Raw genomic sequence first — 12,444 nt, 5'->3', positions numbered from 1 at the left:
CGGCTTATTTTCACCAATATGAAAATTTGGTCACACTTTCGCAGCCTTGGCAAGCGGTTTTCACGCACATGAAGAAAGCGGCCTGACGTGAGCGGTGGCAAAAGAATGCGCAAACCAGCCTCGCCAAGGCCGGTGAAGAAGGCGAAGGCGCGGCCCGCCGAGCCCGCGATGGATGTCGCGGTCGGCCGCCGCATCCGCGATCTCCGGCGGGTCAGGCAATTCTCGCTCGAAACGGTGGCCGAGCGCGCCTCACTTTCGATTGGCTTCCTCAGCCAGATCGAGCGCGGTCTATCGTCACCCTCGCTGCGCGTGCTGGCGACGCTCGCCGACGTGCTCGGCGTCGGCATCGCCGCACTGTTCGGCGCGAGCCCGAGCAGCGACGGCGCATCCGATCAGGTGGTGACGCGCGAACTTCAGCGCCCCGAGCTGAAGCTGTGGCGCACCGGCGTTTCAAAACAGTTGCTGAGCCCGGCGAGCGCCGAGAACCGGCTCAACCTGTTCCTGGTGCATCTGGAGCCCGGCGGCTCCACCGGCGATGAGCTCTACACTCATGACGGCGAGGAAGCCGGTCTCGTGCTCGAAGGCGAGATGATGCTGACGGTAGATACAGAGACGTGGTCGCTGAAAACCGGCGACAGTTTTCGTTTTGCGAGCCGGCGGCCGCACCGGTTTTCCAACCCGGCGCAGGATGCGAAAGCGGTGGTGCTGTGGGTGAACTCGGTGACGGGGGCGGGGTAGCTCGCTCTACTCCCTCTCCTCGTTCTTACGGGGGCGCGACGAGCTTCGCTCGCGCCGAGAGAGTTGGGGTGAGCGGCTCTCTCCGCCCGCGGGGAGAGGCAAAAAGGCCTCGATGCTCCCACATCGTCATTGCGAGCGAAGCGAAGCAATCCAGAGTCCTGCCGCGGAGAAAGCCTGGATTGCTTCGCTGTGCTCGCAATGACGAGCGGATGGATTCTCACCCAAACCGGTGAGCGTAACGATCCACCGTGAGCTCGCTCACATCGATCTCCGGTTTCTTCCCCGACAGCATGTCCGCCAACACGCGGCCGGAGCCGCAGGACATGGTCCAGCCCAGCGTGCCGTGGCCGGTGTTGAGATGGAGATTGGCATAGCGCGTCGGGCCGATCACGGGCGGGCCGTCCGGCGTCATCGGGCGCAGGCCGCTCCAGAACGTCGCCTTCGACAGATCGCCGCCGCGCGGGAAGAGATCGGTCAAGGAATGATCGAGCGTGGCGCGGCGTGCGGGATAGAGCTTGCTCGAATAGCCGGAGATTTCCGCGGTGCCGCCGACGCGGATGCGGTCCCCCAAGCGCGTGATCGCGACCTTGTAGCTCTCGTCCATCACGGTCGATTCCGGCGCGCCGCTGGCGTCCTTGATCGGCACCGTGATCGAATAGCCCTTCACCGGATACACCGGCAGCGAGATGCCGAGCGGCGCGACCAGCCGCGACGACCAGCTTCCGAGCGCAAGCACATAGGCATCAGCCTGCAGCAGGCCGGCACTAGTTGCCACACCGGTGACGCGCGTGGCATCGGTCACAATGCCGTCGATGCCGGTATTGAACATGAAGCGCACGCCGAGCGCTTCGGCGTGCTTGGCCAGCGCCTGCGTGAACATGTGGCAGTCGCCGGTCTCGTCCTGCGGCAGCCGCAGTCCGCCGGCGAATTTCTCCTTCACGCCGGCAAGCGCGGGCTCGACGGCGATGCAGCCCTCGCGGCTCAGCACCTCGTAGGGCACGCCATATTGCTTCAGCACGGCGATGTCCTCAGCCGTCCCGTCGAGTTGCGCCTGATAGCGGAAGAGCTGGAGCGTGCCCTGCGAGCGCTCGTCATAACGAATGCCGATGTCGCGGCGGAGGTCGCGCAGGCAATCGCGGCTATACTCTGCGATCGGGATCATCCGGCTCTTGTTGACCGCGTAGCGCTCGGACGTGCAGTTGCGCAGCATCTTGAGCAGCCAGATCCACATCACGGGATCGAGCTTCGGCCGCACCACCAGCGGACCGTGCTTCATCAACAGCCATTTGATCGCCTTCACTGGCACGCCGGGGCCGGCCCAGGGCGAGGAGTAGCCGGGCGAGACCTCGCCGGCATTGGCAAACGAGGTTTCCAGCGCCGGCTGCGGCTGACGGTCGACAACCGTCACTTCATGGCCGGCGCGCGCAAGGTAGTAGGCAGAGGTGACGCCGATGACACCGCTGCCGAGGATCAGGACTTTCACGCTTCGTCAAACTCCCGCGGCGTCACGCGCCGCTACCAAAACAGAAAACACCGTGAACCGCGGGAGCAATTATCAGGCCACCCGCTTGATGGCGTCGCCAAGGATGGAGACCATCTGGTCGATGTGGCTCTTCTCGACGATGAGCGGCGGCGACATCGCGAAGGAATCGCCGCTCGTGCGCAAGTAAAGACCGCTGTTGAAGCAATCGACCATCACCTCATAGCCGCGCGCGCCGATCGCGCCCTCGCGCGGCGAGAGCTCGACCGCACCCATTAGGCCGCAATTGCGGATGTCGATGACGTTCGGCAGGCCCTTCAGCGAATGCAGCGCATCGCGCCAGTATTCGGCGAGCGACGCACCGCGCGTGAGCAGGCCTTCATCCTTGTAGATGTCGAGCGTTGCAAGCCCGGCAGCGCAAGCGACGGGATGCGCCGAATAGGTGTAGCCGTGGAACAGCTCGATCTGGTTCTCCGGGCCGGTCATCAGACCGTCATGCACCTTGCGGCTCGCGAACACGGCGCCGCAGGGCACGGTGCCGTTGGTGATGCCCTTGGCCGTCGTCATCAGATCCGGCGTGACGCCGAAGAAGTTGGCGGCGAACGGCGTGCCCAGACGGCCGAAGCCGGTGATGACCTCGTCGAAGATCAGGAGAATGCCGTGCTTGTCGCAGATCTCGCGCAGACGCTTCAGATAGCCCTGCGGCGGCGGCAGCACCGCAGTCGAGCCCGGCACCGGCTCGACGATGACGGCTGCGATGGTCTCGGCGCCGTGCAAGGCCACCAGACGCTCGAGGTCATCGGCGAGCTCGGCGCCATGGGCCGGCTGATCCTTGGCAAAGGCGTTGCGAGCGAGATCGTGGGTGTGGCGGATGTGATCGACGCCGGGAAGGTGGGTCGCGAACGCGCGGCGGTTCGCCACCATGCCGCCGACCGACATGCCGCCGAAGCCGACGCCGTGATAGCCGCGCTCGCGGCCGATCAGGCGGGTGCGCGTCGGCTGGCCGGTGGCGCGGTGATAGGCGAGCGCGATCTTGAGCGCGGTGTCGACCGATTCAGAGCCCGAGTTGGTGAAGAAGACGCGATCGAGCCCCTTCGGCGCGATCTCGGCGAGCCGCTCGGCGAAGTCGAAGGCCAGCGGATGCCCCATCTGGAACGACGGCGCGAAGTCCAGCGTCATGAGTTGCTTCTCGACCGCGGCAGCGATCTGCTTACGGCCGTGGCCGGCATTGACGCACCACAGACCGGCGGAGCCGTCGATCACCTTGCGGCCGTCGACGCTGGTGTAGTGCATGCCCTCGGCCGAGGAGAACAGGCGCGGCGTCTTCTTGAACTGCCGGTTGGCCGTGAACGGCATCCAGTACGAATCGGTCTTGATGGTGTTCGGAATCTGATGAAGGGTCACGGCCGCGCTCCTTTGCTGACCCGTTAGCAGAGCCACGGGGCCTTAAACGCAACAAGTCCTTTTCTGGTTGCCGACAACCCATTGATTTGATTGGGTGCGTCGGTCCATATTTGCGCGATCCGCAACACCTGCAACAGGGATTTGGGCATGAGCGTCGACATCGGTGGACGGCTGCGATTCATCCGGGCGCGCCACAAGCTGTCGCAGCGGGAACTGGCAAAACGCTCCGGCGTCACCAATTCGACGATCTCGCTGATCGAGTCCAACCAGATGAATCCGTCCGTCGGCGCGCTGAAGCGCATCCTCGACGGGATTCCGATGGGCCTCGCCGAGTTCTTCGCGCTGGAGCCGGAGACGCGGCGCAAGATCTTCTACCGCGCAGAGGAGCTCACCGAGGTCGGCAAGAAGCCGATCTCCTACCGCCAGGTCGGCGACAATCTGTTCGGCCGGAGCTTGCAGATCCTGAAGGAGCGCTATGAGCCCGGCAGCGACACCGGACGGGTGCCCCTGGTCCATGACGGCGAGGAAGGCGGCGTGGTGATCTCCGGCAAGCTCGAGGTCACCGTCGAGGACGAGCGCCGCATCCTCAACCCCGGCGACGCCTATTACTTCGAGAGCCGCCGCCCGCACCGCTTCCGCTGCGTCGGCGGCAAGCCGTGCGAGGTGATCTCAGCCTGCACGCCGCCGACGTTTTGATCCGTAATCTCAGCAGACCGAAACGCGATGATAGACGCGCTCCCCCGGAATGCCTAAGGTCGTGCTGAACTGATGGAGCAGGCTCCAAGCATCATGGCGAAGGTCGCAGAGCACTTTATCGCGCACGATCGCATGACGGAGCCGGGTGCGCTTGGAAGCCTCTACGAGCACCTGCCTCGCGATATCTCTTCGCTGCGCGACATCGTATCAGGCCTCATTGTGCACGTGTCGTGTGCAGACATGTACGGCATTCCGGCCGGCATGCCGCGCCCCCGCGAGACACAGCCAGTTTCCGCCCGCTTGCAACTCATCCAGGAATCGTTCGCTGGACCGTTGGAGGTGCCTCGCCCTCCGCATCAACGGACGTTCGGCACATGCCGTGACTACTCGCTACTACTCTGCAGCATTCTGAGACATCGCGCGGTTCCTGCACGCATCCGGTGCGGATTCGCAACCTATTTCGATGCCGCGCCCTACCAGGATCACTGGATTTGCGAATATTGGGCAGCAGCAGAGCAGCGCTGGCGTCGTATCGACGCACAAATCGATGAGATGCAGCAAAGCGACCTTGGCATCGCATTCGATCTGACCGACCTGCCGAATGAGGCCTATCTGACGGCGGCTCAAGCATGGAGGCTGGTGAGGAGCGGCAGCGCCGATCCGGATAAGTTCGGACACGGCGATGCACGCGGCCTTTGGTTCATGAATGTCAGTCTGCATCGCGATTTGCTGGCCGTCGCAAACCGGCAAATGTCGGTTTGGGATACTTGGCGCAGTGCGACAGCGCAGGATAGATGCCTGGACGACACAGACATGGCCTTTGGCGATCGGATAGCCGTGTTGATCGAGATGATTGAACGATCTGAAGACGGCTTGGATGAGCCGACAGCGCTTATCAGAAGCCCGCCATGGATTGATAGCCCTAGCCTTTAGCTACTTCTCTGCAGCAACCGTAGTGCGACCGCATATACGAATGCGGGGCGTCATGCCCGGGGCTTGTCCCGGGCATCCACGTTCTTTGTACTGCGGGGCGAGACGTGGATGGCCGGGACAAGCCCGGCCATGACGATGCGGAAGCTTCAGCACCCTAAGCGCTAGCGTTATTTACGATACCTCCGCAAGCGGGAGAGATAGATCGAGCGCGCGGCCACGTCGGTCCGATACATCTCGTCACAGCCCCGTCAACAGCTCCTCGATCTTGATCGGGAAGCGGCGCACCCGCACGCCGGTCGCGTGCCAGACAGCGTTGGCGACCGCGCCGGCACTGCCGGTGATGCCGATCTCGCCGACGCCCTTGATGCCGAGCGCGTTGACGTGCGGATCGTGCTCCTCGACCGTGATCACGTCGAGCGGCGGCACGTCGGCATTCACGGGGATATGGTACTCGCCGAGATTGGCGTTCATGATCCGGCCTGTGCGGCGGTCGGTGATCGCCTCCTCGTGCAGCGCGAACGACATGCCCCAGATCATGCCGCCGAAGAGCTGGCTCTTCACCAGATGCGGATTGACGATGCGGCCCGCAGCGAAGGCGCCGACCATGCGCGTGACGCGGATCTGCCCGAGCTCGGGATCGACCTTCACTTCCGCGAACACTGCGCCATGCGCATGCATCGCGTATTCTTCCATTGCCGCAGGGTTCGGCGCGCCGGTGCCGCGCGCCTCGACCTCGGCGACGCCCGCGCGCGCCAGAATCTCCGCGTAGCTCTCGCCGCGGCTCTCATCGTCGCGGCGGAACAGCGTGCCGTCGCGCGCGATCACGCCGGCATTGCCGGCGCCGAACAGCGGCGAGCGCTCGTCATTGGTCGCGAGATCGGCGAGCTTGGCGATGACGGCCGCGCCGGCATTGTGGATCGCTGCGCCCGCGGTTGCCGTATGCGCCGAACCGCCGGCGATGCCGGCATCGGGCAGATCGGACGTGCCGGCCTTGAACGCGACGCGGTCGACATCGAGGCCGAGGCCATCGGCCGCGATTTGGGCCAGCGCCGTCCAGGCGCCCTGCCCCATGTCATGCGCGCCGATCTCCATGGCGCCGGTGCCGTCACGGCGGATCGTCGCGCGCGCCTCGGCCTGGAACATCAGCGCCGGGAAGGTCGCGGTGCCCATGCCCCAGCCGACCAGCAGACCGGCATCGTCGCGCATCTGCCGCGGCTGGATCGTACGCTTCGCCCAGCCGAAGCGCGCCGCACCCCGCTCGTAGCAAGCGCGCAGCGCCTTCGAGGAAAACGGCTTGCCGGTGATCGGTTCGACCTCGGCGTAGTTCTTCAGGCGGAAGTCGAGCGGATCGATGCCGCAGGCCCAGGCCATCTCGTCGATCGCGCTCTCCAACGCGATCGAGCCGGTCGCTTCCCCAGGCGCTCGCATGAACAGCGGCGTGCCGGTGTCGACGCGCACGGCATCGTGCGAGGTGCGAATCGCCGGGCTTGCATAGAGTGTGTGCGAGGCATCGGCCGCGGGCTCATAGAAGTCGTCGAACGTGCTCGACACAGTCCGCGCATGATGATCGATCGCGGTCAGGCGCCCCTCGTCGTCGGTCCCCATGCGCAACCGTTGCCGCGTCGGTGCGCGATGCCCGACCGGGCCGTACATCTGCTCACGCCGCAGCACGAGCTTGACCGGCTTGCCAACGAGCTTCGCGGCCATGATACCGAGGACCTGGGGACCAGCCATCAGCCCCTTGGAGCCGAAGCCGCCGCCGAGGAACGGACTGCGGATGTGGATCTTCTCAGGCGCCATGCCGAACAACTCGGCGACGCGAGCGCGCGACAGGAACAGGCCCTGGGTCGGCATGTCGATCGACAGATTGTCACCGTCCCACGCGACTACGATCGCATGCGGCTCCATGGCGTTGTGATATTGCGGCGGCGTTTCGTAAGTTACCTCGATCCGCTTCTCGGCCGAGGCAAGGCCCGCCTCGACATCGCCGCGCTGATTTTCCGTGGGGTTACCGACGCCGACGACGGGCGGCATAAAGCTTTCGCCGGCGTCGAGGCCGACGCGCGCGGGCAGCGTCTCGTAACGCGGCGCCAGCAGCGCCGCGCCTTCGGTCGCCGCCTCAAGCGTTTGCGCGATCACGACCGCGATGGGCTGGTTGGCGTAGCGGACCTCATCGCTCTGCAGCACTTCCATCCGGAACACGAACGGATTGGTCTTGATCTCGGGATCGATCGCGAGTGGCGGCTTGTGGCTCGAGGTCATGACATCGACGACGCCGGGATGGCGCCTGGCGGCGGCGACATCGAGCGAGATCACACGGCCGCGCGCGATGCTGGAGACCGCCATCACGGCAAACAGCATGCCGGGCGGATGATTGTCGGCGGCGTAGGTCGCCTGCCCCTTGACCTTGAGGATGCCGTCGCGGCGGGTCAGCGGCTGGCCGATGTTCGAGCCGTGCCGCAAGTGCGCGGGAGCGGAAGTGAGACTGAGCTCAGGCATGGAGGACTCCGGAAGTCGAGGCAAAGGGAGAGGCCGGCAACGCGGGCATGCGCGCTGGTGTTCCGACCGCGGCAAGTGTCAGCGCGCGCACGACGATGCGGCGCGCGAGCTCGATCTTGAAGGCGTTGTCCCCGGACGGTTTTGCGTCGGTCAGCGCGCGCCGCGCGGCTTCCTGGAAGGCTGCCGCATCAGGCGCGGCGCCCTTGAGCACGTCCTCCGCGACGCGGGCGCGCCAGGGCTTTGCGGCCACACCTCCGAGCGCGAGCCGCGCTTCCGTGATTTTTCCGTTCTCGATCTGCAAGGCTGCGACAGCAGAGACCACGGCGAATGCGTATGACGTGCGCTCACGAACCTTGAGGTAGCGCGCATGCGCGGCAAAGCCGCGCGCCGCTGGCGGCAGACGCACCGCGACGATCAGATCGCCGGGTTCGAGCGCGGAGTCACGCTGCGGCGTATCGCCGGGCAGGCGATGCAGGTCGTCGAGCGCGATCTCGCGCCGGCCGTTTCTGCCTTCGATCTCCACGACGGCATCGAGCGCAAGCAGCGGCACGCAGAAATCGGACGGATGCGTGGCGATGCAGCTCTCGCTCCAGCCGAGCACGGCGTGAGTCCGGTTCTCGCCGTCGCGCGCGTCGCAACCGCTGCCGGGCTCGCGCTTGTTGCAGCGGCTGGCGGTGTCGTAGAAATAGGCGCAACGCGTCCGTTGCAGGAGATTGCCGGCCACGGTCGCCGCATTGCGCAATTGCGCGGACGCGCCGGAGAGCAGCGCTTCGGCCACGGCCGGATAGGACTTTGCGAAGTCCGCATCATGCGCGAGATCGGCATTGCGCACGAGCGCGCCGATGCGCAAGGCGCCATCAGGAAGAGGCTCGATGCGATCGAGGCCCTTGAGATGCATGACATCGACGAGACGATCCGGTCGGCTGACGCCGCCTTTCATCAGGTCGAGCAGGTTGGTACCGGCGGCGAGATAGGCCGCGCCCGGCTGGGCGGCGGCGGCAACGGCCTCCGCGACCGTGGCGGGCCTGATGTAATCGAACGGTTTCATGCGGAGCGCCTCTGGTTGGCTTCGTTCGCGCCTCCTTGCGCCTCGAGCACGGCATCGACGATGCCGGCATAGGCGCCGCAGCGGCAAAGATTTCCGCTCATACATTCGCGGATGCGCTCGGGATCGTCACCGGCCTGGCCTTCGCGCATCATCCCGATCGCGCTCATGATCTGGCCGGGCGTGCAGAAGCCGCACTGAAAGCCGTCATGGGCGATGAAGGCAGCCTGCACCGGATGAAGCTGATCGCCGCGCGCGATGCCTTCGATCGTGAGGATGTCGGCACCGTCATGGCTGATGGCGAGCGCGAGGCAGGAGTTGATGCGCTTGCCGTCGACGAGAATGGTGCAGGCGCCGCACTGGCCGCGGTCGCATCCCTTCTTGGTTCCGGTCAGATGGAGGCGCTCACGCAGGAGATCGAGCAGCGTGACGCGCGGATCGTCGAGGAAGAAATCGCGCCGCGCACCGTTCACGGTGAGGCTGATGGAGTGGTTCATACAAGGCTCCGATCAGATATGGACATGAGTAGTCGCGCGGCGCGCCACCGCCGTGGGCGCCGTCGATTCCGCGCAGCTCGCACATGATCCGAGCCGACGTGTCAGCGAAGATACGGAGGCACCCTCCGCTTAACAAGGGCTGTCGAAAAATATTGGAATCCGTCAAAAGCCCGTGCGCAAACAACGCGATGCGGCGCGCAAAGGGTTCAATCTAACCAGATCGTGATCTAGATTGAGCGGATGGACGACCACGCCGACCAGATCCGAAAGCCGCGCGCCGATGCGGTACGCAATCGCGAGCGCGTGCTCGAAGCGGCCAAGGCCGTATTCAGCGCCGGCGGGCCGGAGGCGAGCCTCGAGGCCGTTGCCAAACGCGCCGGCGTCGGCATCGGCACGCTCTATCGGCATTTCCCGACCCGCGAGGACCTGTTCGAGGCGGTGTACCGGCGCGAGGTCGAGCAACTCAGCGAGCTCGCCGAGCAATTGCGCGGCGCAAAGGATCCGGTCGACGCGCTGCGGCGCTGGCTGCGCTCCAACGTCGAATTCGTTGCCACGAAAAAGGGCATGTCGGCCGCGCTGGCGCTGACATTCCAGAGTTCGTCGGAGCTCGCCGCGTTCTCGATGGAGCGGCTGACCAAGGCGATCGGCTCGCTGCTCGACCGAGCGGTCGCGGCCGGCAAGATGCGCGCCGACGTCAGTGCGCAGGACCTGCTCCGCGCCCTGATCGGCATGTGCTACATGCACGACCAGCCCGGCTGGCAATCGTCGGTGCTGCGCATGCTGGACGTGTTCGTCGACGGGCTACGCGTGCAGCATGCCGCCAAGAAGACGCGCGCCATCAGGCCCACGAGGGCCGTGGCGAAGCGGAAGCGATAGCGCGGCGCCGCCTGTTGCGGGGGAAGGCCGGGGCAACTTTTCCGGTTTAGATTGCGAAGCCCGGCCCTGTCCTGACCGAATTCATCCGTGACCGGATCAGCAACGCCACGACGATACCGACATTGAGCGCGTTCCACGCCACGCCATTGGCGAAGGCGGCGGCATAAGATCCGGTGGCATCGAAGATCACGCCCGACACCCAGCCGCCAAACGACATGCCGAACACGGATGCGAAGATCACGATGCCCACGCGCGTCGCCGCCTCGCTGGCCGGCATCGCCTCGCGCACGATGATGGCGTAGCTCGGCACGATGCCGCCCTGGAACAGGCCGAACATCGCGGAGATGAGATACAGCGAGGTGAGGCTGTCGAAGAACAGGTAGAACACCAGTGCAAAGCCTTGCGCCAGTGAACCGACCAGCAACGTGCGGATGCCGCCGATCTTGTCGGCGAGGAAGCCGGAGCCGATGCGACTGACGATGCCGCAGGCCATCATCAGCGACAGCATCTCGGCGCCGCGCGCCACGCCATAGCCGAGATCGCCGCAATAGGCGACGATGTGCACCTGCGGCATCGCCATGGCGACGCAGCAGGAGATGCTGGCGATCGAGAGCAGCACCGTCAGCGTATTGGTCGAGAGCTTGAGATCGACCCGCGGCGGCGGCGCATTCGCGTGGTTGCGGATATGGTCGTCGCCCATCTGCGTGCGCAGGACCAGCACGAGGATCGTCATCAGGCTCGCGCAGACGATGCCGATCCCGATATGGGTCACGCGCCAGTCCGCCGTTTGCACGCCCCAATTCACGATCGGCGGCCACATCGTGCCGGCGACATAGTTGCCGCTCGCAACGATGGTCACCGCAAGACCGCGATAGCGCTCGAACCAGTGCGAGGCCTCCGCCATCAGCGGCGCGAAGGTCGCCGACGTGCCGAGGCCGATCAGGAAATAAGCCGCCACGAATTGCCAGAGCTGGGTCGACAGCCCCGCCAGCACATTCGCAACGCCGAGGAAGGCGATGCTGATCGCCATCGCCGGCACGATGCCGAACCGGTCGGTGATCTTGCCGGCGATCACGCCGCCGAGGCCGAAGCCGAACATCATCAGGGTGAAGGCCAGCGACACCGCGCCGCGCGTGGCGCCGAATTCAGCCTGCACCACGGGAATCACGACCACAACCGCCCACATGCCGACGGCACCGATCGAGCCGATCAGAAGCGCGATGACGAGTCGCACCCAGGCCTGACGGGAGTCAGGGGTGAAGGAAGACGGTCGCTGTCCTGGAAGATTCGGTGCGTGCACGGGCAGGACCATGTTCGCTGATCGCCGCGGGGTCAAGCATTGTGCCGCGATATTGGGCATGCGCGGTGCACTGCGGTAATAAGAGCTTGGCGGAACCGCGCTTTGCCATTAGGTTGCAATCTGCGTGTGCAGCATTGCCGCGCAGTGATCGTTCGGGCGGATGTCGTTGCAACTGAAAAGGTCGATGCGAACGCGGGTGGGGTGGCTGGTCGCCCTTGCCTATCTGTTCTGCATCCTCGCGCCGGCCGCGGCTCTTGCCTGGAGCAACGATCCCGCGCCGTGCCTCGGCGACGACGTGATCCTGGCCGATCTCGTGCCGATGCATCACCAGATGCCGGCAAGCCATGTGCATGGCGGCTCGCATGACCACGACGGGATGCACGCTCATCAACACACGGCCGCGCAGGACGCGCCGGCCCAACATCATCCTGACGGCAAGGGCGCACCCGGTCCGTGCTGCGCGATGCTATGCGTGAGCGCGCTGCCGGTCGCGCTGCCCGATCTCGCCAAGCCGATCCAGCCGGTCTCCGCCTGCGCCCCGGAGATCGTCGCGAGCCTACGCAGCGAGGCGCCGTCCCTGCTCTACCGCCCTCCCATCGCCTGACGTGACGTGACGTGACGACGTGAGGCCGCGCGCGTTCTGGCGCGCGTGCGCCTTTGGTCCTCCGACAGTTCAGGGATTACCCATGGCTACGCTTCTGGGGGCGAGGTTCGCCGCCGCATCTTCGGCGCGTGGACGACACTTGCGATTCAATTGGCCGCTGCTGGCCGCGCTCGCGCTCGTATTGGCCGGCTGCATGCCGGTAACCGCGCCGCTAACTGAGGCTGGCCCCGCCGATCCGAGGGCCAGGGTGGCGCGCGTCGACTATCGCTCGACGATCGCGCCCTACACGAGCCTGCGCCCTGCGACACCAGCGCCATGGCGTGAACGTAACGACAGCGTTGCGCCTCAGCTCAAGCCCGACCGGTAGGAGCA

Annotated in this window: 12 protein-coding genes; 6 read left to right on the top strand and 6 right to left on the bottom strand. The window is 65.5% G+C overall.

Annotation, left to right across the window (positions count from 1 at the left end):
* The first annotated feature begins 105 nt into the window (after positions 1 to 105).
* A complete protein-coding gene (locus tag MTR72_RS18375) occupies positions 106 to 738 on the top strand; it encodes a helix-turn-helix domain-containing protein (RefSeq protein WP_280969291.1) in 633 nt (210 codons plus the stop codon).
* 217 nt (positions 739 to 955) lie between these two features.
* Here the strand turns inward: MTR72_RS18375 and MTR72_RS18370 are convergent, their stop codons facing one another.
* Together MTR72_RS18370 and MTR72_RS18365 are read right to left on the bottom strand one after the other, a co-directional pair.
* Entirely contained in the window at positions 956 to 2,221 is a 1,266-nt protein-coding gene (locus MTR72_RS18370; protein ID WP_280969290.1) for a D-amino acid dehydrogenase, read from the bottom strand.
* Positions 2,222 to 2,293: 72 nt separating this feature from the next.
* The gene (locus MTR72_RS18365) at positions 2,294 to 3,622 is read right to left on the bottom strand and encodes an aspartate aminotransferase family protein (protein WP_341510814.1); all 1,329 of its coding nucleotides are present in this window, start codon (positions 3,620 to 3,622) and stop codon (positions 2,294 to 2,296) included.
* Between the two features lie 147 nt (positions 3,623 to 3,769).
* Between MTR72_RS18365 and MTR72_RS18360 the strand changes: the two genes are divergently transcribed.
* Positions 3,770 to 4,318 (top strand): cupin domain-containing protein, encoded by a 549-nt coding sequence (locus tag MTR72_RS18360; RefSeq protein WP_027552747.1) that lies wholly within the window; start codon positions 3,770 to 3,772, stop codon positions 4,316 to 4,318.
* Between the two features lie 93 nt (positions 4,319 to 4,411).
* Positions 4,412 to 5,251, top strand: coding sequence for a transglutaminase domain-containing protein (locus MTR72_RS18355; RefSeq protein ID WP_280969288.1), 840 nt, complete (start codon positions 4,412 to 4,414; stop codon positions 5,249 to 5,251).
* Positions 5,252 to 5,488: 237 nt separating this feature from the next.
* On the opposite strand, the gene MTR72_RS18350 is transcribed toward MTR72_RS18355, so the two are convergent.
* From MTR72_RS18350 to MTR72_RS18340, 3 genes are read right to left on the bottom strand one after another with little or no spacing between them, the layout of a single operon-like run.
* A complete protein-coding gene (locus tag MTR72_RS18350) occupies positions 5,489 to 7,750 on the bottom strand; it encodes a xanthine dehydrogenase family protein molybdopterin-binding subunit (protein WP_280969287.1) in 2,262 nt (753 codons plus the stop codon).
* On the bottom strand, positions 7,743 to 8,798 hold the full coding sequence (locus MTR72_RS18345) for an FAD binding domain-containing protein (RefSeq protein WP_280969286.1): 1,056 nt from the start codon (positions 8,796 to 8,798) through the stop codon (positions 7,743 to 7,745). The genes MTR72_RS18350 and MTR72_RS18345 overlap by 8 nt, the downstream gene beginning before the upstream one ends.
* Positions 8,795 to 9,292, bottom strand: coding sequence for a (2Fe-2S)-binding protein (locus MTR72_RS18340; protein ID WP_280969285.1), 498 nt, complete (start codon positions 9,290 to 9,292; stop codon positions 8,795 to 8,797). The genes MTR72_RS18345 and MTR72_RS18340 overlap by 4 nt, the downstream gene beginning before the upstream one ends.
* A gap of 240 nt (positions 9,293 to 9,532) precedes the next feature.
* On the opposite strand from MTR72_RS18340, the gene MTR72_RS18335 reads away from it, so the two are divergent.
* Positions 9,533 to 10,168 carry a TetR/AcrR family transcriptional regulator gene (locus MTR72_RS18335; protein WP_280969284.1) on the top strand — a complete coding sequence of 212 codons (636 nt, stop codon included), beginning with the start codon at positions 9,533 to 9,535 and terminating at the stop codon, positions 10,166 to 10,168.
* A gap of 46 nt (positions 10,169 to 10,214) precedes the next feature.
* Here MTR72_RS18335 and MTR72_RS18330 read toward each other — a convergent pair whose 3' ends face one another.
* Positions 10,215 to 11,480, bottom strand: coding sequence for an MFS transporter (locus tag MTR72_RS18330; protein WP_280969283.1), 1,266 nt, complete (start codon positions 11,478 to 11,480; stop codon positions 10,215 to 10,217).
* Positions 11,481 to 11,652: 172 nt separating this feature from the next.
* On the opposite strand from MTR72_RS18330, the gene MTR72_RS18325 reads away from it, so the two are divergent.
* The gene (locus MTR72_RS18325; RefSeq protein WP_280969282.1) at positions 11,653 to 12,072 is read left to right on the top strand and encodes a hypothetical protein; all 420 of its coding nucleotides are present in this window, start codon (positions 11,653 to 11,655) and stop codon (positions 12,070 to 12,072) included.
* Between the two features lie 82 nt (positions 12,073 to 12,154).
* Complete coding sequence (locus tag MTR72_RS18320; protein ID WP_280969281.1) at positions 12,155 to 12,439, top strand: hypothetical protein; 285 nt, start codon at positions 12,155 to 12,157, stop codon at positions 12,437 to 12,439.
* Positions 12,440 to 12,444: the final 5 nt, after the last annotated feature.

This window comes from Bradyrhizobium sp. ISRA442, assembly GCF_038085055.1.
GTDB lineage: Bacteria > Pseudomonadota > Alphaproteobacteria > Rhizobiales > Xanthobacteraceae > Bradyrhizobium.
Note: the sequence above shows the minus strand (reverse complement) of the source record. Positions and strands in the feature narration are given on the sequence as shown.

Coding starts and splice junctions, on each gene's coding strand:
- MTR72_RS18335 (WP_280969284.1), top strand. CDS start 9,533: ATGGACGACCACGCCGACCAGATCCGAAAGCCGCGCGCCGATGCGGTA.
- MTR72_RS18355 (WP_280969288.1), top strand. CDS start 4,412: ATGGCGAAGGTCGCAGAGCACTTTATCGCGCACGATCGCATGACGGAG.
- MTR72_RS18350 (WP_280969287.1), bottom strand. CDS start 7,750: ATGCCTGAGCTCAGTCTCACTTCCGCTCCCGCGCACTTGCGGCACGGC.
- MTR72_RS18340 (WP_280969285.1), bottom strand. CDS start 9,292: ATGAACCACTCCATCAGCCTCACCGTGAACGGTGCGCGGCGCGATTTC.
- MTR72_RS18320 (WP_280969281.1), top strand. CDS start 12,155: ATGGCTACGCTTCTGGGGGCGAGGTTCGCCGCCGCATCTTCGGCGCGT.
- MTR72_RS18375 (WP_280969291.1), top strand. CDS start 106: ATGCGCAAACCAGCCTCGCCAAGGCCGGTGAAGAAGGCGAAGGCGCGG.
- MTR72_RS18345 (WP_280969286.1), bottom strand. CDS start 8,798: ATGAAACCGTTCGATTACATCAGGCCCGCCACGGTCGCGGAGGCCGTT.
- MTR72_RS18325 (WP_280969282.1), top strand. CDS start 11,653: ATGCGAACGCGGGTGGGGTGGCTGGTCGCCCTTGCCTATCTGTTCTGC.
- MTR72_RS18360 (WP_027552747.1), top strand. CDS start 3,770: ATGAGCGTCGACATCGGTGGACGGCTGCGATTCATCCGGGCGCGCCAC.
- MTR72_RS18330 (WP_280969283.1), bottom strand. CDS start 11,480: ATGGTCCTGCCCGTGCACGCACCGAATCTTCCAGGACAGCGACCGTCT.